22 protein-coding genes and 1 riboswitch are annotated in these 24,442 nt (G+C 72.4%); of the genes, 12 read left to right on the top strand and 10 right to left on the bottom strand.

What is annotated here, in order from left to right; genetic code table 11:
* Positions 1-6 precede the first annotated feature (6 nt).
* The gene (locus tag ACWEK3_RS18500; protein WP_450542902.1) at positions 7-747 is read left to right on the top strand and encodes a TetR family transcriptional regulator; all 741 of its coding nucleotides are present in this window, start codon (positions 7-9) and stop codon (positions 745-747) included.
* A gap of 122 nt (positions 748-869) precedes the next feature.
* Here the strand turns inward: ACWEK3_RS18500 and ACWEK3_RS18495 are convergent, their stop codons facing one another.
* Positions 870-3,287, bottom strand: a complete 2,418-nt coding sequence (locus ACWEK3_RS18495) for an MMPL family transporter (protein ID WP_453250162.1) — start codon at positions 3,285-3,287, stop codon at positions 870-872.
* Positions 3,288-3,444: 157 nt separating this feature from the next.
* Here ACWEK3_RS18495 and ACWEK3_RS18490 point away from each other — a divergent pair, with 157 nt between their 5' ends.
* Together ACWEK3_RS18490 and ACWEK3_RS18485 are read left to right on the top strand one after the other, a co-directional pair.
* On the top strand, positions 3,445-4,149 hold the full coding sequence (locus ACWEK3_RS18490; RefSeq protein ID WP_453250127.1) for a response regulator transcription factor: 705 nt from the start codon (positions 3,445-3,447) through the stop codon (positions 4,147-4,149).
* Positions 4,146-5,600, top strand: a complete 1,455-nt coding sequence (locus ACWEK3_RS18485; protein WP_361415945.1) for a sensor histidine kinase — start codon at positions 4,146-4,148, stop codon at positions 5,598-5,600. Before ACWEK3_RS18490 ends, ACWEK3_RS18485 begins: the two co-directional genes overlap by 4 nt.
* 3 nt (positions 5,601-5,603) lie before the next feature.
* Here the strand turns inward: ACWEK3_RS18485 and ACWEK3_RS18480 are convergent, their stop codons facing one another.
* The 3 genes from ACWEK3_RS18480 to ACWEK3_RS18470 form a co-directional block, all read right to left on the bottom strand.
* Positions 5,604-7,142, bottom strand: a complete 1,539-nt coding sequence (locus ACWEK3_RS18480) for an ABC transporter substrate-binding protein (RefSeq protein ID WP_450542898.1) — start codon at positions 7,140-7,142, stop codon at positions 5,604-5,606.
* 378 nt (positions 7,143-7,520) lie between these two features.
* A complete protein-coding gene (locus tag ACWEK3_RS18475) occupies positions 7,521-8,993 on the bottom strand; it encodes a metallophosphoesterase (RefSeq protein WP_453250126.1) in 1,473 nt (490 codons plus the stop codon).
* A 75-nt stretch (positions 8,994-9,068) separates the two neighbouring features.
* Complete coding sequence (locus ACWEK3_RS18470; RefSeq protein ID WP_225078982.1) at positions 9,069-9,308, bottom strand: SCO4848 family membrane protein; 240 nt, start codon at positions 9,306-9,308, stop codon at positions 9,069-9,071.
* A 91-nt stretch (positions 9,309-9,399) separates the two neighbouring features.
* On the opposite strand from ACWEK3_RS18470, the gene ACWEK3_RS18465 reads away from it, so the two are divergent.
* Positions 9,400-10,677, top strand: coding sequence for a D-alanyl-D-alanine carboxypeptidase family protein (locus ACWEK3_RS18465; protein ID WP_453250125.1), 1,278 nt, complete (start codon positions 9,400-9,402; stop codon positions 10,675-10,677).
* Here ACWEK3_RS18465 and ACWEK3_RS18460 read toward each other — a convergent pair.
* Positions 10,625-11,584: a YihY/virulence factor BrkB family protein gene (locus ACWEK3_RS18460; protein WP_390723247.1), complete on the bottom strand. Its 960-nt coding sequence runs from the start codon at positions 11,582-11,584 to the stop codon at positions 10,625-10,627. The two genes, ACWEK3_RS18465 and ACWEK3_RS18460, sit on opposite strands and share 53 nt — an antisense overlap.
* Positions 11,585-11,669: 85 nt before the next feature.
* On the opposite strand from ACWEK3_RS18460, the gene ACWEK3_RS18455 reads away from it, so the two are divergent.
* Positions 11,670-12,428, top strand: a complete 759-nt coding sequence (locus ACWEK3_RS18455) for a decaprenylphospho-beta-D-erythro-pentofuranosid-2-ulose 2-reductase (RefSeq protein ID WP_450544185.1) — start codon at positions 11,670-11,672, stop codon at positions 12,426-12,428.
* An 80-nt stretch (positions 12,429-12,508) separates the two neighbouring features.
* Here ACWEK3_RS18455 and ACWEK3_RS18450 read toward each other — a convergent pair whose 3' ends face one another.
* Entirely contained in the window at positions 12,509-13,090 is a 582-nt protein-coding gene (locus tag ACWEK3_RS18450) for a 2'-5' RNA ligase family protein (protein ID WP_453250124.1), read from the bottom strand.
* A 162-nt stretch (positions 13,091-13,252) separates the two neighbouring features.
* Complete coding sequence (gene trpS, locus ACWEK3_RS18445) at positions 13,253-14,266, bottom strand: tryptophan--tRNA ligase (RefSeq protein ID WP_450544189.1); 1,014 nt, start codon at positions 14,264-14,266, stop codon at positions 13,253-13,255.
* A gap of 89 nt (positions 14,267-14,355) precedes the next feature.
* Between trpS and ACWEK3_RS18440 the strand changes: the two genes are divergently transcribed.
* The 4 genes from ACWEK3_RS18440 to ACWEK3_RS18425 all read left to right on the top strand — a co-directional run bounded on the left by ACWEK3_RS18440 (position 14,356) and on the right by ACWEK3_RS18425 (position 17,466).
* Entirely contained in the window at positions 14,356-14,964 is a 609-nt protein-coding gene (locus ACWEK3_RS18440) for an RNA polymerase sigma factor (RefSeq protein WP_453250123.1), read from the top strand.
* Entirely contained in the window at positions 14,921-15,847 is a 927-nt protein-coding gene (locus tag ACWEK3_RS18435) for a hypothetical protein (RefSeq protein ID WP_450544193.1), read from the top strand. Before ACWEK3_RS18440 ends, ACWEK3_RS18435 begins: the two co-directional genes overlap by 44 nt.
* A 118-nt stretch (positions 15,848-15,965) precedes the next feature.
* The gene (locus ACWEK3_RS18430) at positions 15,966-16,703 is read left to right on the top strand and encodes a hypothetical protein (RefSeq protein WP_450544194.1); all 738 of its coding nucleotides are present in this window, start codon (positions 15,966-15,968) and stop codon (positions 16,701-16,703) included.
* A 52-nt stretch (positions 16,704-16,755) separates the two neighbouring features.
* Entirely contained in the window at positions 16,756-17,466 is a 711-nt protein-coding gene (locus ACWEK3_RS18425; protein WP_453250122.1) for a hypothetical protein, read from the top strand.
* A gap of 73 nt (positions 17,467-17,539) precedes the next feature.
* Here ACWEK3_RS18425 and ACWEK3_RS18420 read toward each other — a convergent pair whose 3' ends face one another.
* Complete coding sequence (locus ACWEK3_RS18420; RefSeq protein ID WP_450544197.1) at positions 17,540-18,994, bottom strand: glycine hydroxymethyltransferase; 1,455 nt, start codon at positions 18,992-18,994, stop codon at positions 17,540-17,542.
* 30 nt (positions 18,995-19,024) lie between these two features.
* Positions 19,025-19,113: riboswitch (ZMP/ZTP riboswitch) on the bottom strand.
* 114 nt (positions 19,114-19,227) lie between these two features.
* Between ACWEK3_RS18420 and rocD the strand changes: the two genes are divergently transcribed.
* Both rocD and ACWEK3_RS18410 read left to right on the top strand, forming a co-directional pair.
* Positions 19,228-20,433, top strand: coding sequence for an ornithine--oxo-acid transaminase (gene rocD, locus ACWEK3_RS18415; RefSeq protein ID WP_450544199.1), 1,206 nt, complete (start codon positions 19,228-19,230; stop codon positions 20,431-20,433).
* A gap of 100 nt (positions 20,434-20,533) precedes the next feature.
* Positions 20,534-21,388 carry a hypothetical protein gene (locus ACWEK3_RS18410; protein ID WP_384430769.1) on the top strand — a complete coding sequence of 285 codons (855 nt, stop codon included), beginning with the start codon at positions 20,534-20,536 and terminating at the stop codon, positions 21,386-21,388.
* A gap of 30 nt (positions 21,389-21,418) precedes the next feature.
* On the opposite strand, the gene pdxR is transcribed toward ACWEK3_RS18410, so the two are convergent.
* The gene (pdxR, locus tag ACWEK3_RS18405; RefSeq protein ID WP_453250121.1) at positions 21,419-22,837 is read right to left on the bottom strand and encodes a MocR-like pyridoxine biosynthesis transcription factor PdxR; all 1,419 of its coding nucleotides are present in this window, start codon (positions 22,835-22,837) and stop codon (positions 21,419-21,421) included.
* 47 nt (positions 22,838-22,884) lie between these two features.
* Here pdxR and ACWEK3_RS18400 point away from each other — a divergent pair, with 47 nt between their 5' ends.
* A complete protein-coding gene (locus ACWEK3_RS18400) occupies positions 22,885-23,418 on the top strand; it encodes a carboxymuconolactone decarboxylase family protein (RefSeq protein WP_450544203.1) in 534 nt (177 codons plus the stop codon).
* A 63-nt stretch (positions 23,419-23,481) separates the two neighbouring features.
* Here ACWEK3_RS18400 and ACWEK3_RS18395 read toward each other — a convergent pair whose 3' ends face one another.
* On the bottom strand, positions 23,482-24,441 hold the full coding sequence (locus ACWEK3_RS18395; protein WP_453250120.1) for an ABC transporter substrate-binding protein: 960 nt from the start codon (positions 24,439-24,441) through the stop codon (positions 23,482-23,484).
* Between the last annotated feature and the right edge of the window lies 1 nt (position 24,442).

Below are 24,442 nucleotides of genomic sequence, written 5' to 3'. Positions count from 1 at the left end.
CTGTCCGTGCCCGCGAAGAACGACGACGGCCCCGATGAGGGCGTGCCCGCCAGCAAGTCCGAGCAGACCCGCGCGCTCATCCTGGAGACGGCCATGCGGCTGTTCCAGGAGCGCGGCTACGACAAGACGACCATGCGGGCCATCGCCAAGGAGGCCGGGGTCTCCGTCGGCAACGCCTACTACTACTTCGAGGGCAAGGAACACCTGATCCAGGGCTTCTACGACCGGATCGCCGCCGAGCAGCGGGAAGCGGTCCGGGAGGTCCTGGCCCGGGAGAACGACCTGGAGGCCCGGCTGGCGGGCGTGCTGACGGCGTGGCTGGACATCGCCACGCCGTACCACGAGTTCGCGGTGCAGTTCTTCAAGAACGCCGCCGACCCCGACAGCCCGCTCAGCCCCTTCTCCCCCGAGTCGGAGCACGCGCGCGCGGAGGCCATCGACATCCACAAGGAGGTGCTGCACGGCGCGCGGACCAAGGTCCCGGCGGACCTTCGGGAGGTGCTGCCCGAGCTGATGTGGCTCTCCCAGATGGGGCTCGTCCTGTACTGGGTCTTCGACCGCACCGAGGGCCGCGAACGCAGCTACCGGCTGGCCGAGCGGGGCGCGCGGCTCACCGCCCGCGGGGTGTCCCTGGCCCGCTTCCGGGTCCTGCGCCCCCTGGTGCACGAGGTGCACGACCTGTTCACGGACTTCCTCCCGGGCATGACCCGGATGCTGCCGGACCCGGGGGGCAGGGAGCGGGACTGATCACCGCCCCGGGTGGCACACCGGGATCACCGGGGGTGCCGAGGTCGCCACCCTCCCCGCCGCCATCGGGGCCAAGGTTGTCCTCGATGTCGACGGGATCCTCAAGGCCGGGGAGAAGAGGGCTACTTGACCGCGTCCACCTCGTCCTCCGTCAGTTCCACGTCGTGGACCAGGGGGCCGTCGGTCACGACGACGTGGCGGGCGCGGGAGCCGTAGGGCGATGCCGTGGCGGCGAGCAGGTAGGTGCCCGGGCCCGGTACCGCGACGATGTACGAGCCGTCGGCCAGGGACGTCACCCGGTCCAGTTGCCGGCCGCCCTTGGACAGCAGGGTCACGGCCGCGCCGTGGACGGGCTGGCCCTTCTCGGTGCGGATGAAGCCGTGGACCACCGAAGCGGGGCCCGGCTGCCGCGGGACCGGCGCCTCCTCGGGCTCCTCCTCCTTCGCTTCCACCGCCAGATGCGGCAGGCGGCGCTCCAGCCAGGCCGGCAGCCACCAGTTGGCCCTGCCGAACAGATGCATCGCCGCCGGCACCAGTGCCGTCCGCAGCACGAACGCGTCCAGCGCGACCGCCGCCGCCAGGCCGACACCCGCCATCGACGCGCCCTGGTTTCCGCTGAGGACGAAGGCGAGGAAGACGCAGACCATGATCAGGGCCGCGGAGTTGATGACCCGGCTGGTCTCGGCGAGGCCCACGCGGACCGCACGCGCGTTGTCCCGGGTGTGCACCCACTCCTCGTGCATCCGGCTCACCAGGAAGACCTGGTAGTCCATCGACAGGCCGAACAGCAGGGACAGCATGATGACCGGCAGGAACGCCTGGATCGGTCCCTCCTTGCCGAGGCCGAGCAGGTCCAGGCCCCAGCCCCACTGGTAGATCGCCACGAGGACGCCGAAGGACGCGGCGGCGGCGACCAGGTTCATCACGGCCGCCGTCAGCGGCACCAGCAGCGAGCGGAAGGCGACCAGCAGGAGCAGGAAGCCGAGGCCGACGATGGTCGCGACGAAGACCGGCAGACGGTCGCCCGTGACGGAGGCGAAGTCCTTCGAGACCGCCGTGACCCCGCCGACGTGCGCCCGCGCCCCCGCCTCGGGGATCACCTCGTCGCGCAGGGTGTCGATGAGCCGGTCCGTCCGCTCGGACTGCGGCGAGGTGGTCGGGACGACCTGGATGACGGTGACGCCGTGCGCGGGCGGCAGCGCGGCCACCCGGACCACCCCGCGGGTCCCGGCGATGCCCTTGACCAGCGCGGTGGTGTCACCGTCGGTGGAGACCACCTGGAGCGGCCCGTTGAAGCCGGGTCCGAAGCCCTCGGCCAGCAGGTCGTACGCCTTGCGGGTCGTCGTCGAGGCGTCGTCGTTGCCCTGGTCGGTGGCGCCCAGCCGCAGCGACAGCACCGGCAGCGCGAGCAGGGCCATGACGACCAGCGCGAGGCCCGCGATCCAGCCGGGACGCCTCTGCACCGTGCCCGACCAGCGTGCCGCGAGCGTGCTCGCCCGCTCGTCCCGGGAGGGGCCCCCGGCCGCGAGCCGACGCCGCTGGCGCCGGCTGAGCACCCGCGGCCCGAGGAATCCGAGCAGCGCCGGCAGCAGGGTGACGGCCGCGAACACGCTCAGCACCACGGTGAGCGAGGTGCCGATGACCACGCCGTCCAGGAAGCGCAGGTTCGTCACCAGCATCCCGGCGAGCGCGATGCACACCGTGCCGCCCGCGAACAGCACCGCCCGGCCCGAGGTGTTGAGAGCGACGACCGCCGACTCCTCCGGTTCCAGACCGCGCAGCAGTCCGCGCCGGTGCCGGGTAACGATGAACAGCGCGTAGTCAATGCCCACACCGAGGCCGATCAGCGAGGCAAGCAGCGGAGCGATGTCGGGCACGTCCGTGACATGACTGATCATCTGGGTGGAGAACAGGCCGATGCCGACGCCGAAGACCGCCACGGCGATCGGCAGGAGCATCGCGAAGAGCGAGCCGAAGGCGAGGAACAGCACGACCGCCGCCGCCGCGAGGCCGACCAGCTCGGACAGACCCGTGGGCGGCTGCTGGATCCGGGTGATCGCCTGGCCGCCCAACTCCACCCGCAGGCCGCCGCGTTCGGCCGCCTGCGCGGTGTCGACGACGTCCCGCACGAGTTGCTCGGGCACCGCGTTCGCCCGCTCGGTGAAGGTGAGCTGCGCGTACGCGATCGTCCCGTCGCGGCTGATCTGCGCCGCGCCCCGGGCGCCCGTGTACGGGCTGCTGACCGCGCCCACCCCCGGCATCCGGCCGATCTCCGCCAGGGCGGGCTCGATCCGGGCGCGCACCGACGCGTCCCGGACCGACCCCTCGTCGACCTTCCACACCACCGTGTCGGTGTCGCCCGCGGCCTTCGGGAACGCCTTCTCCATCAGGTCGTACGCGGCCTTGGAGTCCGTGTCCGGCAGGGAGAAGACGTTCGCGTAGGCCGTGCCCCCTGCGGACGCCCCCACGCCCGCCCCGACCAGTGCCACCACCCACAGCAACAGGACCAGCAGCCGGTGCCGGTAGCACCACCGCGCCAATGTCGTCACGCTCTACGCTCCTTCATCCGGGTCCCCCGGGTCCTGGGACACCAGCATCCGCAGCGGCGGGCGCGGACGGGCACACGCCGCCGCGACTCTCAAGGAACTCCAAAGCACCCGCGGCCCCGCCGCCGGTCCCGCCGCGGATACTGGGGACATGACCGTCAACGAGGCAGCGCACGAAGGGGCGACGGTCCTCGTCGTCGAGGACGAGGAGTCCATCGCGGACGTCCTCGCCATCGCCCTGCGCTACCACCGCTTCCAGGTGATGACCGCGGGCACGGTCCGCGAGGCGTGCGCGCTCGCCGAACGCACCCGGCCCGACGTGGCCCTGCTCGACGTGATACTGCCGGACGGGGACGGCCGGGCGCTGGGCCGCGAGCTGCGCACCCGCTGCCCGGACCTGGCGCTGGTCTTCGTCACCGCGCGGGACGCGCCCACGGAGATCGTCGGCGCGCTCGGCTTCGGCGACGACTACATCACCAAGCCGTTCCACATCGACGAGGTCGTCGCCCGCGTACGGGCCGTGCTGCGCCGCACCCGCCCCGCCGACGTCCTCCCGCAGCGCCCGCCGCTGCGCTACGGCGACCTGGAGCTGGACGAGACGACGTACTCCGCGCACCGCGCGGGCCGTGCGGTCGAGCTCACCCCCACCGAGTACGCGCTGCTGCGCTTCCTGGTGCGCAACGGCGGCCGGATCGTGCCCAAGGAGCAACTCCTCAGGCACGTCTGGCAGTACGAGCACACACCGCCCGAGTCGACCGTCGTCGAGACCTACATCAGCTATCTGCGCCGCAAGCTGGACACGCTCGGACCGCCGCTGATCACGACCCGGCGGGGCGTGGGATACGGGCTGGCATGAGGCCGCGCAGACCGCGTCCGCGGCGCCGCCGGCACGGCGTCCACTCCCTGCGCGGCAAGCTGACCCTGGCGAACGTCGGGCTGCTGGCCGTGGGTGTCGTGGTGGCGACCGCCGCGAGCCTGATGGGCATGCGGCACTACCTGCTCGGCCAGATCGACACCCAGCTGATCAAGACCCGTGAGTCCGTGGCGGACTCCCGGCTCACCATGCGGCAGATCGACTCGCTGGCCGCGCTGACCCTCATCCGGGACCATTTCGTACAGCCCACCGTCAACACGCCGCGGCCGGAGTCCGTCTTCACCGCCGTCGGCAGCGGCGGTGAGGCCGTGCCCATCGCCGGTTTCGCGCCGACCGGCGCCCAGCGGGCCCTGGCCGCCGCGATCGGCGACCCGCGCGCGCTCGCCGCCGACCCCGCACCGCACGAGGTGACACTGCACGGCGCCACCTACCGGGCGACCTCCGCCCGTCTGACCGACGGCAACTACCTGGTGTTCGCCACCTCCACCGACGCGCTGCACCAGGGCATCGCCAAGGCCCTCAGGCTGGACCTGGGCGTCGGCACGCTGCTGCTGGCGCTGCTCGCCTGCCTGACGATGTTCAGCGTGCGCCGCCGGATGCGGCCGCTGGAGGACATGGTGGAGACCTCCTCGGCCATCGCCGAGGGCGACCTGACCCGGCGTGTGCCCTCCAGTCACCATCCCACCCAGGAGGTGGAGCAGCTGCGCGTCGCGCTGAACTCCATGCTGCACCAGGTGGAGTCGGCGTACCGAACGCGCGAGCGCAGCGCCGCCCAGCTGCGCCGCTTCGTCGCCGACGCCTCGCACGAGCTGCGCACCCCGCTGTCGGCGATACGCGGCTACCTCCAGCTGTACGACAAGGGGATGCTGACCGAGCCGGGCGAGCGCAGGCGCGCCTGGGACCGGATGAACGCCGAGGTGGACCGGATGGGGCGGCTCGTCGACGAACTGCTCACCCTGGCCCGCCTGGACCAGCGGCCTCGGTTGCGGCCGCGGAACGTCGACGTCGTCCGGCTGGTGCGGGACGCCGCCGAGGACCTGCGCGCACAGCAGCCGGAGCGGCCCGTGACGGTCGGCGCCGAGGGCGTCCTCCTCGTGCACGCCGACGAGTCGGGGCTGCGGCAGGTGCTCGGCAACCTGGTGGCCAACGTGCGCGTCCACACGCCCGCCGACGTTCCGGTGCGGCTCACGGCGGAGCGCGCCGACGGTGTCGTACGGCTGTGTGTGCGGGACAAGGGGCCGGGGCTGGCCGAGGAGGACGCGGCGCGTGTCTTCGACCGCTTCTTCCGCGCGGGCGGCGGCGCGGGCAGCGGCCTCGGCATGGCCATCGTCCAGGGGGTGGCCGAAGCACACGGCGGGCAGGTGGCCGTCCACACGCACCCCGGTGAGGGGTTCGCGGTGACGGTCACGCTGCCCGCGCGGGACCGGTCGTAGCGGTCAGATCCAGTCGAGCTTCCAGAGCCGGAAGCTGCCCGAACCGTCCGACAGGTACTGGCTGCCGCCGACGTCCACGCTGCTGACCACGTACTCCTTGCGCTGCCACAGCGGGATCAGCGGCACGTCGTGCGCGACTTCCGTCTGCAGGGTGCGGAAGTCCGCGGCGATCCGACCGCGGTCGGCGAACTGCTGGGTGTCCCGGATGAGGTTGTCGACGGTCTTGCTGCTGTAGCCGGTGTTCATGGAGCTGCCGGTGCCGACGAGCGGGGAGCCGAAGGTGTCCGGGTCCGGGTAGTCGGCTACCCAGCCGACCGCGTACGCGTCGAGCTCGCCGCCCGCCCAGAGCTTCTGGAAGTCGGACCACTCGTAGCCCTTGGTGTCGACCTTGAACAGGCCGCTCGCCTCCAGCTGCCGCTTGAGCTCGGCGGCCTCCTCTGCGGCGGCGCCGCCCTTGCGGTAGGCGTAGGTGAAGCGCACCGGGATCGACACGCCGGCCTCGGTCAGCAGCTCGCGGGCCTTCTGGGCGTCCTGCGCCGGGTAGGCGTCGAAGAACGCCGTGTTGTGGCCCGTGATGCCGGCCGGGATCAGCGAGTACAGCGCGTCCACGGTCCCGTCGTACACGGTGTTGGTCAGCTGCTCGCGGTTGATCAGCCATGCGATGGCCCGCCGGACACGGACGTCGTGCAGCGGAGAGGAGGCACGGGTGTTGAGGTAGAGGTTGCGGGTCTCGGAGCTTTCGGAGACCGACATGCGCAGCTTGGGATCGCTCGGGCTGAGTCCGGCGAGGACCTTGGGGGGCAGCGTGCGGGTGGCGACGTCGACCTGCCTGTCGTTCCAGGCCTTGTCGAGCGTGGCCGCGTCGTCGTAGTAACGCAGCTCGACCGGTCGCCCGGCACTGCTGATGGAGCCCTTGTACGAGCCGTTCGGTGCCAGTACCGCGCTCTTGTCCTTGGCGTAGCCCTTCAGCTCGTACGGCCCGGTGCCGTCCACCGCGGTGCCGGTGCGCAGCCCGTTGCTCGGGTAGCGCGTGTGATCGACGATGGAGCCGACGCCCGTGGCCACCTTCAGGGGGAAGGTGGCGTCCGGCGTCGACAGGTGGAAGGTGACAGTCATGCCGTCGTCCTCCACCGAGCCGAGGGTGGAGAGCAGCGGAGCCGGACCGACGTCGGAGTTGACCTTCTTGATGCGGTCGAAGGAGAACTTCACGTCCTCGGCGGTCATCGTGCGCCCGCTGGGGAACGTGATGCCCTCGCGCAGTTCGCAGCGGTAGGTGCGCAGTCCGCCGCCGACGAAGCCGCAGCTCTTGGCCGCGTCCGGCACGGGTTGGACACCGCCCGGCTCGAAGGCCAGCAGGGACTGGAACACGTTGCTGAACAGTGCCCAGGAGCCCGCGTCGTACGCTCCCGCCGGATCCAGTGACGTGACGGCGTCCGTCGTACCCACGACGATCGCGTTGTTCTTGTCGTCCTTCGACGGCAGCAACTGCCAGCCGCCCACCCCCACGATCGCCAGCACGAGCAGCGTCGTGAGGATCCGCATGCGAACCGATCGCACCCGTACCCTCCCCAGACCCCTTTTGGGCCTTTCTGCATATGCCACACACCTGAGTGGCGCCGTTACCTAATCACACGCTTTTCGCCACGGGGAAGCCGGGTCTGGGGAGAATGCGAAGAAGTTACGAAGACTTGTTGTTCGAGTGCTTCGGGGGTGGTTCCGGGACTCTAGTGCCGCGGCAGGCAACGTTTGCCCGTGAAGGAGCGGCGTCCGGTGCGTGCTTGGGGGAGTGCCGGCCGGAAGCCCTCGTACTGGACGTACTTGGGCTTTCGGCCGGTGCGGTGAGTGGGGGTCCCCCCTGCTCGAAGAGCTCGGGGGAGCGTGCCGGACGTGCGACGGGGGCGAACGTTGTCTGTCGGGGCACTAGGCCTGCTTCGAGGCGAGCTGGACGACGGTGATGTCGGAGGGGGCGCCGACCCTTGTCGGCGGGCCCCACGCGCCCGCGCCGCGGCTGACGTACAACTGGGTGTCGCCGTAGCGCTCCAGGCCCGCGACGGTCGGGTTGGCGGCGGCCGCGAGGAGGCTGCCGGGCCAGAGCTGGCCGCCGTGGGTGTGGCCGGAGAGCTGGAGGTCGACACCGTGCCGGACGGCCTCGTGGATCTGCACCGGCTGGTGGGCGAGCAGCACGCACGCGCGTGCCGTGTCGCGGTCGCCGAGCGCCCGCTCGAAGTCGGGGCCCTGCCCCTCGCTCTCGCCCCGTACGTCGTTGACGCCGGCCAGGTCGAAGGCAGGCAGCTCGGTGCGCGCGTTCTCCAGGGGGTGCAGGCCGAGGCGCCGCACCTCCTCCACCCACTGCTCGGCACCGGAGAAGTACTCGTGGTTGCCCGTGACGAAGTACGCCCCGTGCCGAGCCCGGAGCCCGGCCAGCGGTGCCGCCGCGGGCCCGAGGTCCTTCACACTGCCGTCCACCAGGTCCCCGACGACGGCGATGAGGTCCGGCTGGGTCGCGTTGACCGTGTCGACGACCTTCTGCGCGAAGCCGCGTCCGAGGACGGGACCGAGGTGGACATCGCTGACGACGGCGATCCGGAACCCGTGCGCCGCCCGGGGCAGTTTCGCCAGCGGCACGGTGACCCGCTTCACCCGCGGCCCGCGCAGCACCCCGTAGGTCCCGTGGCCGACGGTCCCCAGGGCGACGGCGGCGGCGCCTCCGGCGACCACCCGCGACACGAACAGCCGCCGGCTGGGAAGGTCGCGCGGGGACGGCGACGCGGCCTCCGCGGGCGGAACCGGACGGCCGGGGGCCGGTGGGGCCTCGGGCTCGGCGGGACCGGCGGCCGCCGTCTTCGCCTCGCCCACCACCAGACGACAGGAACCGGACTGCGTCCCGACGGCGGGGAGCGGCACGCGGCCGAGCACCGGCTCGGCGGCGGGCGACGGCTCCGCGGCGGAGGGTGACTCGCGGACGGAGGGCGGCTCGTGGGCGGACCCCGGCTCGTCAGCGGTCCACGCCCCGCGGACGGGCGCCTGCGCGACGGGGAGCGGGCCTTCCGGATCGGGGGCGGGCTCCGGAGCGCGGGCGGGCAGGAGACGGCGCAGGACCGGGCGGAGGGGTTCGGTCGCCAGGGTGGCCAGCAACAGGTACAGCGTCAGGGCGAGCCAGAGGAAGCCGGGCCAGGCCAGGGTGCGCTGGAGCCAGAAGGGGGCCCCGGCGCGTTCGGCGACGAGGGCCCCGACGGCCAGGAGCCAGCCCCCGGCGATCAGGACCACGCCCGCGCGCCGCACCGGACCGGGACCGCGGGTGGTGTCGCGGAACAGGCGGCGCCACAGGTACCAGTTGGCCGCCACCACCCCGGTGACCACGAGCAGCGCCACGAGCACGAAGACGACCACCATGCCGTCTGTTCCTTCCGCCTGTTGCCTGTGCCGGCCTTTGCCCCTGCCCAAGGCCCCGTGGAGCTGTCCGGAACGCTATGACGTCCGGCGCAGTGCCCGCAGTCCGCGCAACCCGATGACCCCGATGACCGTCCCCAATACGAAGGAGACGACGGCGAGCGCCAGGTGCACCCAGAAGTACGCCGTCGGTTGCCCGTGGTCGAACGCGAGACCACTGCCGTCCTTGACGAGATTCTTGACGAAAGTGACCCAGATGACCCAGCTCCACACCCCGAAGGCGAGCAGGAACCAGGAGACGGGGCGGCTGAGCTTCATACGTTCAGTATCGCTGCCCGGGGCCCGGCTCCGCGTCCGGGGTGGGAGGCCGGGAGGGACGTCACTGCCCGCGCCCTGTACGTTTCCGACCGTGCCCGCACCCAATAAGATCATCAGTCGATCGCCGATGGTCGCTGCTGCCACCGCGCTGTCTGCGTTGTCCGTGTTGTCCGTTCCGCTGACCGCACCCGCCGCCCTCGCAGCACCGGCCCCGTCGGCCGCGCCCCCGGCCCGGATGTCCACGGTGGGCGGCGCCCGCCTGGGACTGCCCGGCGCACAGGTCGACCTGGGCGACGGCGCGCCCGTGCTGCCCAAGGACCTCTCCGCGCGCTCCTGGATCGTGGCCGACGCCGAGTCCGGCGCGGTGCTCGCCGCGCACAACGCGCACTGGCGGCTGCCTCCGGCCAGCACGCTGAAGATGCTCTTCGCCGACACCGTGCTGCCGAAGTTCCCCCGGACGCAGACGCACAAGGTGACCCCGGCCGATCTGGCCGATGTGGGCGCCGGGTCCAGCCTGGTCGGCATCAAGGAGAAGGAGACCTACACGGTCCACGACCTGTGGCTGGGCGTCTTCCTGCGCTCCGGCAACGACGCCGTGCACGTGCTGTCCGCGATGAACGGCGGCATAAAACCGACCGTGGACGACATGAACGCGCACGCGCAGGAACTCCAGGCGCTCGACACGAACGTGATGAGCCCCGACGGATACGACGCCAAGGGCCAGGTCTCGTCGGCGTACGACCTCACGCTGTTCGCCCGCTCGGGGATGCAGAAGAAGGACTTCCGCGAGTACTGCTCGACCGTGCGGGCGTCGTTCCCGGGCGAGACGAAGAAGAACAAGAAGGGCAAGACCTCCCGCGGCTCCTTCGAGATCCAGAACACCAACCGGCTGCTGAGCGGCGACTACGACGTCTCGGTCTACCAGGGCATCGCGGGCGTGAAGAACGGCAACACCACCCACGCGGGAGCCACCTTCACCGGAGTCGCCGAGCGCGACGGCAGGGTGCTGCTCGTGACCGTGATGAACCCGGAGAAGAAGGACCACAACGAGGTCTACAAGGAGACCGCCAAGCTCTTCGACTGGGGCTTCGCCGCCCTGGACAAGGCGCGCCCGGTGGGCGAACTCGTGCCGCCGAGGAGCGCCGCCGAGGCGAAGAGCCGGCCGGGCACCGGGCCCTCCGCGGGCCGGGCCGACGGCGGCGCGTCCCCCGCGGCCGAGGCGAGCGTGTCCGTCAGGAACGGCTCCACCGGAGTGGGGATCGCCCTCGGGGTCGCCGGCGGCGCGCTGGTGCTGCTCGCGGCCGGCGTCTTCCTGGTCAACCGCCGCTGGCCGCTGCCGGACCTGATGCGCCGCCGGACCCGCCCCTGAGATCGACGGCCCGGCCGTCGTCGCCCCCGTCCTCGCCGGGCGCACCGCTCCCCTCGCCCGTACCGCTCTGCGTCGCCGTCCAGGCGGCGCAGTACAGGACCAGCCTGGACGTGAAGTTGATCCACAGCAGCAGGGCGACGGGTACCCCGAAGGCGCCGTACATGCTCTTGGCCGCCACCCCCTGGATGTAGCCGCTCAGCAGCAGCTTCAGCAGTTCGAAGCCGACCGCGCCGAGCAGTGCGGCGACCAGCAGCCGGTGGCGTGGCGGCTCGACGCCGGGCAGCAGGGTGAGGACGTACAGCAGCACCAGGAAGTCGGCCAGTACGGCGACCGCGAACGCGATGATCCGCAACAGGAGGCTGCCCCAGCCCTGTTCGGCGAGCCCGATATGCCGGGAGAGATAGCCGACGGCGGCCGAGGCGACGGTGGACACGGCGAGCGTGACCAGCAGCGCGCCGCCGAGGCCGATCAGGACACCCGCGTCCTTCACCTTGCTCATCAGCGGGTTCTCCTCCGGGTCCGGCAGTTCCCAGACCGCACGCAGGCAGTCCCGCATCTGGCCGACCCAGTTGACGCCGGTCAGCAGCAGGGCGGCACCGGCGATGAGCCCGACCGTCCCGGCGTTCTGCACCAGGGCACTGATGTCCAACTGCCGACCCAGGCCCGGGAACTGCTGGGCGATCTTGTCCTGGAGCGTGTGCTGCCGCTGCGGACTGAGCGTGGCGGCGCCGATCGCGGCGGCCACCGTCAGCAGCGGGAACAGCGCGACGAAGCTGATGAACGTCATGGCGGCGGCCAGTCGCGACCACTTGACCCGGTCCAGACGCTCGTACGACCGCCACGCGTGCGTGGTCATCAGGCGGGCCACCCACGGCCCGACGACGGGAAGCTTCTTCAGCCAGTCCATGATCGGACTGTGCCCGCTCGGCGGCCACGTGAACACCGCGTTTCTGCGCCAAAACACGCATAACCGGACGATACAGTCGTCTGCCGTGAAGGATGCCTCCGGTCGTCTCCCCCGGTCCGTGCTCGTGCTCGGCGGCACATCCGAGATCGCCCTGGCCACCGTGCGCCGCCTGATCGCGCGCCGCACCCGCACCGTGTGGCTGGCGGGCCGCCCGTCACCGGCCCTGGAGGAGGCCGCCGCGCACCTGCGCGGCCTGGGCGCGGAGGTGCGCACCGCCCCCTTCGACGCGCTCGACTGCGCGTCCCACGAGACCGTCATCGGCAAGGTCTTCGCCGAGGGCCGTATCGACATGGTGCTGCTGGCCTTCGGCGTCCTCGGCGACCAGGCGTACGACGAACGGGCGCCGCTGAACGCGGTCCGGGTCGCGCAGACCAACTACACGGGGGCGGTGTCCGCGGGGCTGGTGGCCGGGCAGGCGCTGCAGAACCAGGGGCACGGCTCGCTGGTGGTGCTCTCCGCGGCCGCCGGCGAACGCGCGCGCCGCGCGGACTTCATCTACGGCTCCAGCAAGGCCGGTCTGGACACCTTCACCCAGGGCCTGGGCGACGCGCTGTACGGCACCGGGGTGCACGTCATGGTCGTACGCCCCGGGTTCGTGCGCTCCAGGGCGACCGCCGGCCGCGAGGCCGAACCCTTCACCGTCACCCCGGAGCAGGTCGCCACCGCCGTCGAACTCGGCCTGCGCAGACGCTCGGAGACGGTGTGGGTGCCCGGTGTGCTCCGGGTGGTGACGTCCGTACTGCGGCATCTGCCGCGCGCGGTCTTCCGGCGGCTGCCGCTGTAGCCGCCGCTTCCGCACCGCCTGTTCGCCGCCGGGGCGGGCCCGTCCCTACCGGGCGGCATGCCTACCGGGGAGCGGCGTGCCTACCGGGTGGGCAGCGTGCCGCGGTCCACGGCGGCCGCCTGCGGGGGCACCACGGTACTGCCGCCGAAACCGAACTCCCGCAGTTTGCGCCACACCCCGTCGGCGCCCTGCTCGTGCAGGGCGAATCCGGTGCACGGCCACTCGGCCTCGTACCCGGCGAGCTCCTCGAAGGCGCGGTCCATCGCCGCGTCGTCGATGCCGTGCGCCACCGTCACATGCGGGTGGTAGGGGAACTGGAGTTCGCGTGCCACGGGCCCGGAGGCGTCGCGGACCTGCTTCTGCAGCCACGTGCACACCTCGGCGCCCTCGACGACCCGTACGTAGACCACCGGGGACAGCGGCCGGAAGGTGTCCGTGCCGGACAGCCGCATGGTGAAGGGGCGCCCGACCGCCGCCACCTCCGTCAGATGGGCTTCGACGGCCGGCAGCTCCGCGGAGTCGACCTCCGTCGGCGGCAGCAGGGTGACGTGCGTGGGGATGCCGTGAGCCGCGGCGTCGCCGAAGCCCGCGCGCCGCTGCTGGAGCAGGCTGCCGTGGGGCTCCGGGACCGCGATCGACACGCCGATCGTTACGGTCCCCACGTCGTCTCCTTCCTCGTGCCGGATGGGTTTTCTGTTTCGTTCTCAGCCGTTTCGTCACCGCCGTCCGGCTATGACTGTACGACCACGGCACCGTTGTGGGCAGGCGCAGCCACAGTGATGTACAGCGCTCTGCCCGGCGGTACGCGTGTGCGGTGGTGCGCCTCAGTGCTTGGCGGGCAGGAAACCCACCCGGTCGTACGCCTGGGAGAGGGTCTCCGCGGCGACCGTGCGCGCCTTCTCCGCGCCCTTGGCCAGGATCGAGTCCAGGGTCTCCGGGTCGTCCAGGTACTGCTGGGTCCGCTCCCGGAACGGCGTCACGAACTCGACCATGACCTCGGCGAGGTCCGTCTTGAGCGCACCGTAGCCCTTGCCGGCGTACTTCTCCTCCAGTTCGCCGATACCCGCCCCGGTCAGCGTCGAATAGATCGTCAGGAGGTTGCTGACGCCCGCCTTGGTCTCCGGGTCGTAGCGGACGACGGTGTCGGTGTCCGTGACCGCGCTCTTGACCTTCTTGGCGGTGGCCTTCGGGTCGTCGAGCAGGTTGACCAGGCCCTTCGGCGTGGACGCCGACTTGCTCATCTTGATCGTCGGGTCCTGGAGGTCGTAGATCTTCGCCGTCTCCTTGAGGATGTACGCGCCCGGGACGGTGAAGGTCTGGCCGAAGCGGCCGTTGAAACGCTCGGCGAGGTCGCGGGTGAGCTCGATGTGCTGGCGCTGGTCCTCGCCGACCGGCACCTCGTTGGCCTGGTAGAGCAGGATGTCGGCGACCTGGAGGATCGGGTACGTGAACAGGCCGACGGAGGTCCGGTCGGCGCCCTGCTTGAGGGACTTGTCCTTGAACTGGGTCATGCGGCCGGCCTCGCCGAAGCCGGTGAGGCAGTTCATGACCCAGGCGAGCTGGGCGTGCTCGGGGACGTGGCTCTGGACGAACAGCGTGCAGCGGGCCGGGTCCAGCCCGGCGGCCAGGAGCTGGGCGGCGGCGAGCCGGGTGTTGGCACGCAGCTCGGCCGGGTCCTGCGGGACCGTGATCGCGTGCAGGTCGACGACCATGTAGAAGGCGTCGTGGGTCTCCTGAAGGGCCACCCACTGACGGACGGCGCCGAGGTAGTTGCCGAGGTGGAACGATCCGGCCGTGGGCTGGATTCCGGAGAGCACGCGGGGTCGGTCAGTCGCCATGCTCACCATTCTCTCAGGTACGGGGGCCCGATCCGGAACCGGCTGGAAACAGGTGGGAACCGAATCGTCCCGCGCGGTGTAACAAGGGTGTGAGAACGCGGGAGGGGGGCCGCATCGTCGATGAGGCCGCGGTGATCGCACGCGTACGCGCCGGAGAGCCGGAGGCGTACGCGGAACTGGTGCGGGCCCATACGGGCATCGCGCTCAGGGCGGCCACCGCGCTCGGGGCGGGGGCGGACGCGGAGGACGTGGTGCAGCAGGCCTTCGTCAAGGCGTACTGCGCCCTGGGCCGGTTCAGGGACGGCTCGGCCTTCAAGCCGTGGCTGCTGTCGATCGTGGCCAATGAGACGAGGAACACAGTGCGCGCCGCGGCCCGGCGGCGCACGCTCGTCGGCCGGGAGGCGGCGTTCGCGGAGGCCGAGCCGCTGATACCGGAGTCGGCGGACCCCGCGGTGGCGACGCTGCGCACGGAGCGCCGCGCCGCCCTGCTGGCCGCGCTGGAACAGCTGAGCGAGGAGCACCGCCTGGTCGTCACCTACCGCTATCTGCTGGAGATGGACGAGTCGGAGACCGCCCAGGCCCTGGGCTGGCCCCGCGGCACGGTGAAGTCCCGTCTCAACCGCGCCCTGCGCAAGCTGGGCCGGCTGCTGCCGGATGTCCGGACCCAGTCCCGGGAAGGAGGTGAGGAGCGTGCGTGAGCAGGAGGGGGCGGGAACCCCCGGGCTGCCGGAGGAGCTGCGGGCGCTCGGGCGGTCGCTGGACGCGCCCGGGGCGGCGGGGCCGGCGGGTCCGGAGGCGGGACCCGAGTCGATGGTGGAGCGGGTGCTTCAGCAGATACTGGCCGATCAGGTGCCGGTCCCGGTGGCCGAGCCGACGGGTGCCGGTGAGCGGCTGCGGGCGGTGCGGCGCTGGACGCGGACGCGATGGCGTGCGCTGACGGCGGCCCTGTGCGGTCTGCTGACGGTCCTCGCGCTCACTCCCCCGGTGCGGGCGGCGGTCCTCGACTGGTTCGGCTTCGCCGGCGTCGAGGTGCGGTACGACCCGTCGGCGGTGCCCTCGCCCGGCGCCGAGGTCCCCGGTTGCGGCCGGTCGCTGTCCCTGGAGCAGGCCCGGCGGCAGGCGGGCTTCGAGCCCCTGGTGCCGGACGCGCTCGGCGTGCCGGACGCGGTGACGGTGACCGACGAGCCGCGGGGGCGGTTCCTGGTGACCCTGTGCTGGCACGAACAGGGGCGGACGATACGGCTCGACGAGTTCCCGCAGCGGCTGGACGTCAGCTTCGCCAAGAGCCTGCGGGAACCACCGGAGTGGATCACGCTGGACACGCCGTCGGCCGATGGTGTCCAGGACACCGCCCTGTGGTTCCCGAGGCCGCATCTGCTCAGCTTCTGGCTGATGGACGCCGAAGGCCATCGCTTCACCCGGAGCAAGAGGACCGCCGGTCCGACGCTGCTGTGGATGCACGGGAGGGGCGACGACACCGTGACGCTCCGGCTGGAGGGAGTGGCGTCGAAGGCGCGCGCGACGCGGATCGCCCGGTCGGGCGTGCTGGAGTCCGGGACTTCCGGGCGGCCTTCGCCCTAGGTGTGCTGATCGGACAGGTTGGTGACGCGGGGTGGGAACCCGGGCGGGCCGGGCGGTGTACCAGAAGTGATGCGCGGCCCGGGGCGGGCCGCGCCGGATTCGGCCGGTGGGGGTTCGGATGGGCAGGTGGAGGGTTCGTGAACTGACCGCGCTCATGGGCGCGTTGACGATGGTGCTCGCCGTGATGGTGTGGGGCGCGTCCTCCGCGACGGCGGGCGGTCCGACCAGTGTGCTGGTGACCTCGCCGCAGAGCGGGGAGGCCGCCGCGCTGTACTACTCCGCGAAGGAGTACGGGCAGTTGGAGAGGCTCCTGGGCCCGGCGGGCTCGGGCAGCCGCGACAAGCCGCCCGAGGCCGACCTGGTCCACGCCCGGCAGATCAACGTGACCTGGCTGGCGCACGACATATCACCGTGGCGACTCGACCAGGTCTTCCCGGTGACCGGCGAAAGCGCCGTCTGGATCCACACGGCGGCGAACGTACCCGAGTCCATGAACGGCTACTGGCACCGCGCCGAGCAGCCCGCCCGGCTGCGTGCCCTGCTCGCGAAGCTGGGCGTGATGGGGAAGGCCTCGGCCGCGGGCCAGGGGTACACCGGCATCTTCCCGGCGCCGTGGCAGGCGGAGACGGCCACACCGGACACCGCCGGACCCGACGCTGACGAGGGGACGCAGACGGTGCGGGTGAGTGTGCCGGCCGCGGGTGGCGACGGCACCGACTGGTGGTGGGCGATACCGGGAGCGGCGGCCGGGGCGGTGCTCGCGCTGGTGCTGCGGCCCTTCGCTTCGAGGCTCCCGCTCGACCGCCTGCGGCGGGAGCGGGACCCGGGGCCCCGGCAGGAACTGCGGGACGTGTAGGGCGCGCGCCGAGGACGAGAGACGTGCGCGGGAGGACGGAGGGGGTGGTCGGATGGCACTGCGTGGCGGGCGCTCGGCGCCATGGCTGATCTCGGTGCTGCCGGTGGCGGTGGCCGGAGTGGGGGTGCTGCTGTGCGGGGTGCCGGCGGTCGCGGCGGCCTCGGACGGGGGCGGTGAGCCGCGTGCGCCGGATGTGGCCCTGGTCGTCGCGGGCGGTTCGGGGCGGACCCGGGCGTTGCACCTGGGCGATCGCGACTTCGCCCTGCTCCGGGAGTTGCTGCGCCCGGCGTACACGGGGACGGAGCCGGTGCCGGACGCCTGGGCGCGGGGGCGGCATCCGGGGGTGCGGGTGACCGTGGTGTGGGGGCTGACCGGGGTCGGAGGGTGGCCGGTGACGAGCAGGCCGCCGGGAGGGGATGTGGCCGTGGAGCGGCAGGACCAGTTGATCGTGGCGGAGGACGGCGCACCGTGGGTGCGCTCGGACCTGGCCCCGGATGTGGAGGACGACGACATCCGCTGGCACCGGGCGCCGCGGGACCTGTACGAACGGCTGGCCCGCACGGGGCTGCTCGGTGATGCGGACGGTGCGCCGTCCGGCAGGACTCCGGGCGGTAGTCCGAACGGCCGGGGTGATCACTTGTGGTGGGCGGCCGGCGGGCTGGCCGCCGGGGCCGGCGGCACGCTGCTTATACGCCGCGCGGCGGCCCGACGCGATGCCGGACCGCCGCAGGAGCAACCACGGCAGGAGCTGATCGACCTGTGAGTCCTGTGCCCTGTCAGTCCAGTGCCCTGTGACCTATGAGCCCTGTGACCTGTGAGTCCCGTGCGGGGACGGGTCAGCCGAGGTCGATCTCCGGGTAGAGGGGGAAGCCCGCCACGAGGTCCGTGGCCCGGTGGGCGATCTCGTCCGCGATCTTCGGGTCGAGGACGTGCTGGGCCTTGGACGGGGTGCCCTTGCCGGTGGTGCCGGGCTCGGTGGCCGTCAGGACGCGGTCGATCAGGCCGGCGACCTCGTCCATCTCGGCGGTGCCCAGACCACGGGTGGTCAGCGCGGGGGTGCCGATGCGGATGCCGGAGGTGTACCAGGCGCCGTTGGGGTCGGCCGGGATCGCGTTGCGGTTGGTGACGATGCCGGACTCGAGCAGGGCGGCCTCGGCCTGACGGCCGGTGAGGCCGTAGGAGGATGCGACGTCGATCAGGTTGAGGTGGTTGTCGGTGCCGCCGGTGACGAGGGTGGCCCCGCGGCGCGTCAGACCTTCGGCGAGGGCGCGGGAGTTGTCGACGATGCGCTGGGCGTAGTCCTGGAAGGAGGGCTGCCGGGCCTCGGCCAGGGCGACCGCCTTGGCGGCCATGACGTGCGGGAGGGGGCCGCCGAGGACCATCGGGCAGCCCCGGTCGACCTGGTCCTTGAGGGAGTCGTCGCACAGGACCATGCCGCCGCGTGGGCCGCGCAGGGACTTGTGGGTGGTGGTGGTGACGATCTGCGCGTGCGGGACCGGGTCGAAGTCGCCGGTGAGGACCTTGCCGGCGACCAGGCCCGCGAAGTGGGCCATGTCGACCATGAGCGTGGCGCCGACCTCGTCGGCGATCTCGCGCATGATCCGGAAGTTCACCAGGCGCGGGTAGGCGGAGTAGCCGGCGACGATGATCAGCGGCTTGAACTCGCGGGCGGAGGCTCGCAGGGCCTCGTAGTCGAGGAGGCCGGTGGCCGGGTCGGTGCCGTAGGAGCGCTGGTCGAACATCTTTCCGGAGATGTTCGGGCGGAAGCCGTGGGTGAGGTGTCCGCCGGCGTCCAGGGACATGCCGAGCATGCGCTGGTTGCCGAAGGCCTGGCGCAGTTCGGCCCAGTCCGCCTCGGAGAGGTCGTTGACCTGGCGGACCCCGGCCTTCTCCAGGGCGGGGGCCTCCACACGCTGGGCGAGGACGGCCCAGAAGGCGACGAGGTTGGCGTCGATACCGGAGTGCGGCTGGACGTAGGCGTGGCGGGCGCCGAAGAGCTCCTTGGCGTGCTCGGCGGCCAGCGACTCGACGGTGTCGACGTTGCGGCAGCCGGCGTAGAAGCGGCGGCCGATGGTGCCCTCGGCGTACTTGTCACTGAACCAGTTGCCCATGGCCAGCAGGGTGGCCGGGGAGGCGTAGTTCTCGGAGGCGATCAACTTGAGCATCTCGCGCTGGTCGGCGACCTCCTGGCCGATGGCGTCGGCCACGCGCGGCTCGACGGCGCGGATCACGTCGAGGGCGGCACGGAAGGCGGTGGACTCGTTGGACAGGGGCGCGGTGTTCTCAGGCATCGGGACCTCCGGACGTGGCGTCGGCGTTCACGTTACGGCCCAGGCGCACGGCACACTTTCCGCTCGGGCCGCTCCCCGATGGTCGGTCCCATCCCAGCGCGCCAGTCACGGCCCGTCGTCAGCCTACCGGGCGCACCCCACGGCGCAGTTCCCGCGTCCGCCATGCGAGCGAGGATAGGAAGGAGGACAACCTCCCCTTCCCGGGGAGGCGCCCCTCGTCCTCGGGAGCCGCCGTGACCGCCACGGAAGACCTCATCGCCGCAGCCGACGCCCACAGCGCACCCATCTACCACCCGCTGCCCGTGGTGATCGCCACGGCGGAGGGCGCGTGGATGACGGACGTGGAGGGCCGCCGGTACCTCGATCTGCTGGCCGGTTACTCGGCGCTGAACTTCGGGCACCGCAACCGGCGGCTGATCGAGGCGGCCAAGGCACAGATGGAGCGGGTGACACTGACCTCGCGGGCCTTCCACCACGACCGGTTCGCGGCGTTCTGCGAGCAGCTGGCGGAGCTGTGCGGCATGGAGTCGGTGCTGCCGATGAACACGGGCGCCGAGGCGGTGGAGACGGCCGTGAAGACGGCCCGGAAGTGGGGTTACCGGGTCAAGGGCGTGCCCGGGGAGATGGCGAAGATCGTGGTCGCGGGCAACAACTTCCACGGCCGGACGACGACGATCATCAGCTTCTCCACCGACCCGGAGGCCAGGGCGGACTTCGGGCCGTACACGCCGGGCTTCGAGATCGTGCCGTACGGGGACCTGACGGCGATGCGGTCGGCGATGACGGAGAACACGGTCGCCGTGCTGCTCGAGCCGATCCAGGGCGAGGCGGGGGTGCTGGTGCCGCCGGCCGGTTATCTGCCCGCGGTGAGGGAGCTGACACGGGAGCGGAACGTGCTGTTCGTCGCCGACGAGATCCAGTCGGGGCTCGGGCGCACCGGCCGTACCTTCGCGTGCGAGCACGAGGGGGTGATGCCGGATGTGTACGTGCTCGGGAAGGCGCTGGGCGGCGGGATCGTGCCGGTGTCGGCGGTGGTGTCCTCGCGGGAGGTGCTCGGCGTGTTCCGGCCGGGCGAGCACGGGTCGACGTTCGGCGGGAACCCGCTGGCGTGCGCGGTGGCGCTGGAGGTGATCGCGATGCTGCGCTCGGGCGAGTTCCAGACACGGGCCGCGGAGCTGGGCGGGCATCTGCACCGCGAGCTGGAGCGGCTGGCCGGCACGGGCCGGGTGCGGGCGGTGCGCGGACGCGGGCTGTGGGCGGGCGTGGACGTGGACCGGTCGCTGGGGACCGGGCGGGAGATCGCCCGGAAGCTGATGGACCGGGGCGTCCTGGTGAAGGACACCCACCCCTCGACGATCCGGATCGCCCCGCCGCTGGTGATCGGCGAGGAGGACCTGGACTGGGGGCTGGCGCAACTGCGGGCGGTGCTCGGCGCGTAGCGGGTCGACACACAGGGTCCGGCCGGGGGCCGGTGCGTGCGGCCGGATCGGGCGCCGCGCGGATCCACCGCTCCCCTAGAGTCGCCTCGTGCTCTTCGGAATGGTGTGCGCGCTCGGTGCGGCGGTGTGTTTCGGCACGGCGACGGTGCTTCAGGCCATCGCCGCACGCGCCGCGGCGGACACCGGCGGCGGCGGGGACGCGGCGCTGCTGCTGCGGGCGGTGCGGCAGTGGCGGTACCTGGCGGGCCTGGGCCTGGACGGCCTCGGGTTCCTGCTCCAGATCGCGGCCCTGCGCTCGCTGCCGATCTATGTGGTCGGCGCGGCCCTCGCCGCCAGCCTCGCGGTGACGGCGGTGACCGCGTCCCGGCTGCTGCGGGTGCGGCTGAGCGCGGTGGAGTGGTCGGCGGTGGGCGTCGTCTGCGCCGGTCTGGCCATGCTGGGGCTGGCCTCGGGCACGGAGGGCCGCGAGGACGGCTCGGCGGCGCTGAAGTGGGCGATGCTCGGGGCGGCGCTGGCCGTGCTGCTGCTCGGAGCGGTCGCCGGCCGCCTGCCCGAACGCGTCCGTGCCCTGCTGCTGGGCCTGGGCGCGGGCTTCGGCTTCGGCGTGGTCGAGGTGGCGGTGCGGCTGATCGACTCGCTCGCCCCGTCGGCGCTGTTCACCAACCCGGCGGCCTACGCGCTGCTCCTCGGCGGCGGAGCCGCCTTCCTGCTGCTGACCTCGGCCCTCCAGCGCGGTTCGGTCACCACGGCCACCGCGGGCATGGTCATCGGCGAGACGATCGGCCCCGCGGCGATCGGGGTGGTGTGGCTGGGCGACCGCACCCGCGAGGGCCTGGCCTGGCTCGCGGTGCTCGGCTTCGCGGTGGCGGTGGCGGGCGCCCTGGCGCTGGCGCGGTTCGGGGAGGCGCCGGCCGAGGAAGGACCGGCCGGGAAGGTGCCTGCCGAGCAGGGGTGACCACGGCTCGACGGTCCGCCCGACGGGCCGTCAGGGCAGCACCCGGCACAGGGCGTCCAGGGCCGCCGCCCACGCGTGGTCCGGTGGGGTGCCGTAGCCGACGACCAGGGCGTCCAGCGGTGCCACGGCGGCCTGCTCGTGGCGGAAGCGGGACAGCCCGTGCAGGGCGAGGCCCTGCCAGGCGGCCGCCTGGACCACCGCGGGTTCGGTGCCGGGCGGCAGGCGCAGCACGGCGTGCAGACCGGCGGCGATGCCGGTGGGGCGGACGTCGGGCGCGCGGGTGGCGAGGGCCTCTACCAGGGCGTCGCGGCGTCGGCGGTAACGCAGGCGGGCCGAGCGCACATGGCGGTCGTAGGCGCCGGAGGTGATGAACTCCGCGAGCGTCAGCTGGTCCAGCACCCCGCAGGTGTCGGAGGGCCCCTTGGCGGCCGTGGCCTCCGCCATGAGGGACGGGGGCAGCGCCATCCAGCCCAGGCGCAGGCCGGGGGCCAGGGACTTGCTCGCCGTGCCCAGGTAGACCACGCGGTCGGGGTCCAGTCCCTGGAGCGCGCCGACGGGCTGACGGTCGTAGCGGAACTCGCCGTCGTAGTCGTCCTCCAGGATCAGGCCGCCGGTGCGCCGGGCCCAGTCCGTCACGGCCGCGCGCCGGTCGGGGTGCAGGGGCACGCCCATCGGGAACTGGTGGGCGGGGGTGAGCAGGACCGCTCCGGGGCCGCTCAGTTCGCCGGTGACGGTGCCGAGTTCGTCGAAGGGCAGGGGGCGGGTGCGCAGGCCCGCGCGGGCCAGGAGGTCCCAGTGCACGTCGAGGCCGTACGACTCGACGGCGACCGTGGTGACGCCGCGGGCCCGCAGCACCGCGCCGAGGATCCGCAGTCCGTGCGAGAAGCCCGCGCACACCAGCAGGTGGTCGGGGTCGGTGCGGACGCCTCGGACCCGGGCGAGATGGCCGGCGAGCGCGGTGCGCAGTTCGGGCCGGCCGCGCGGGTCGCCATAGCCGAGGGCTTGGTGGGGGGCGGCGGCCAGGGCGCGGCGGGCGGCCTTGAGCCACTGGGTGCGGGGGAAGGAGGCGAGGTCCGGGGTGCCGGGGACGAGGTCGTGGACGGGGCGGGGGCGTTCGCGGGGATGCCGGGCCGAGCCGGTCTGCCGGACGTCCGCGCTCGGCGGCGGCCCGAACGGCGAGGCGGGTGCCCCCGTGGCCACGCGCGTGCCCGAGCCCTGGCGGGCGGTGAGCCAGCCCTCGGCGACCAGGTCGGCGTAGGCGTCGGCGACCGTGTTGCGGGCGATGCCCAGGTCGGCGGCGAGGGTCCGGGAGGAGGGCAGCCGGGTTCCGGGGGCCAGGCGGCCGGTGCGGACCGCCTCGCGCAGGGCGTCGGTGAGGCCGCGGCGCACGCCGGGGCCGGCCGGTTCCAGATGCAGGTCCACGCCCAGAGTGGCCCATGATTCCGCCATGGAAATGGACCATACTCCTGGGCTGCTTCGCTCATAGGGTCGGGCGTATGGCTACGACGACGAACACCGGCGAACACACGGACACCACCACCGAAGGCGCCCCCGCGTACGCGCCCGAGCACGAGCCCCGGATGCAGTGGGCCAAGCACGCCCCCGAGGTCTACAAGGCGATGGTCCGGCTGGACGCGGCCGCGGGCCAGGGCCTCGACCCGCGGCTGCGCGAGCTGGTCAAGATCCGCGCCTCGCAGCTGAACCACTGCGCGTTCTGCCTGGACATGCACACCAAGGACGCGCTCGCGGCCGGCGAGAGCGTGGAGCGGATCGTGCAGCTCGGCGCCTGGGAGGAGTCGCGGCACTTCTACACGGAGAAGGAGCTCGCGGCGATCGAGCTGACCGAGGCGGTCACGGTCCTCACCGACGGCTTCGTGCCGGACGAGGTGTACGAGAGGGCCGCCGCGCACTTCGAGGAGGCCGAGCTGGCCCACCTGATCGCCTCGATCACGGTGATCAACGCCTGGAACCGGTTCGGTGTGACGGCCCGCGCGGTCCCGGGCCACTACACGCCGGGGCAGTACAAGTGACGCCCCCGGTCCAGGGGCCGCCCGTGCCCCTGGACCGGAAGGCCCGGCGAGCCCCGGCCGCCCTCAGGGCAGCCACGCCTTCCACGTGGACCGGTGTCCGTCGACCCACTTCTTCGCCGCCTCGGCCGGGGTGAGCTTCTGGTCGGCGATCATCAAGGAGACCTCGTTCTGGTCCTCGGTGGTCCACTTGAACTTCTTCAGGAAGGCGGCCGCCGCGCCACCGGACCGGGCGAAGTCGGCGTTGAGGTACTTCCGCAGCGCCGTGTGCGGGTAGGCGCAGGCGACCTTGGCCGCGTCCGCGTCGCAGCCCTCCTTGTACGGCGGCAGGCGCACCTCCGTCATGGGGACCTTCTCGAACAGCCACTGCGGCGCGTACCAGTACGTCAGGAAGGCCTTCTTCTCCTTGGCGAACTGCTTGATCTGGGTGATCTGCGCCGCCTCCGAACCGGCGAAGACCACCTGGTAGTTCAGGTTCAGGTTCTTCACCAGCGCCTTGTCGTTGGTGACGTAGGACGGGGAGCCGTCCAGCAGCTGGCCCTTGCCGCCGCTCTCCGCGGTGCGGAAGAGCGGGGCGTACTTGTCGAGGTTCCTCCAGTCGGTGATGTCCGGGTACCGCTTGGCGAGGTACGTCGGGACGAACCAGCCGATGTGCCCGGTCACCCCGAGGTCGCCGCCCCGCGCGATGGTCTTCTTGTCGTCGACGTAGCGCTTCTCCTGGTCGGGGTGGCCCCAGTCCTCCAGGATGGCGTCGACGCGGCCCTGGCTGAGCGCGTCCCAGGCGGGGACCTCGTCGACCTGGACGGTGTCGACGCGGTAGCCCAGCTCGTGTTCGAGGAGGTACTGGGCGACGGCCACGTTGGCCTGCGCGCCGACCCACGACTGCACGGACAGGGTCACGGTCTTCGAGCCCCGCGCGCCCGCGAACGGCGAGGCCTGCCGGGTCATGTCGGCGGCGCCGCAGCCGCAGGTCAGCGCCAGCACCGCGACGGCGGTGGTGGTGGTGAGAGTCGTACGGCGTCCCATG

It is taken from the genome of Streptomyces sp. NPDC004721 (assembly GCF_053601495.1).
This window is presented reverse-complemented; position numbering and strand designations above follow the sequence as displayed.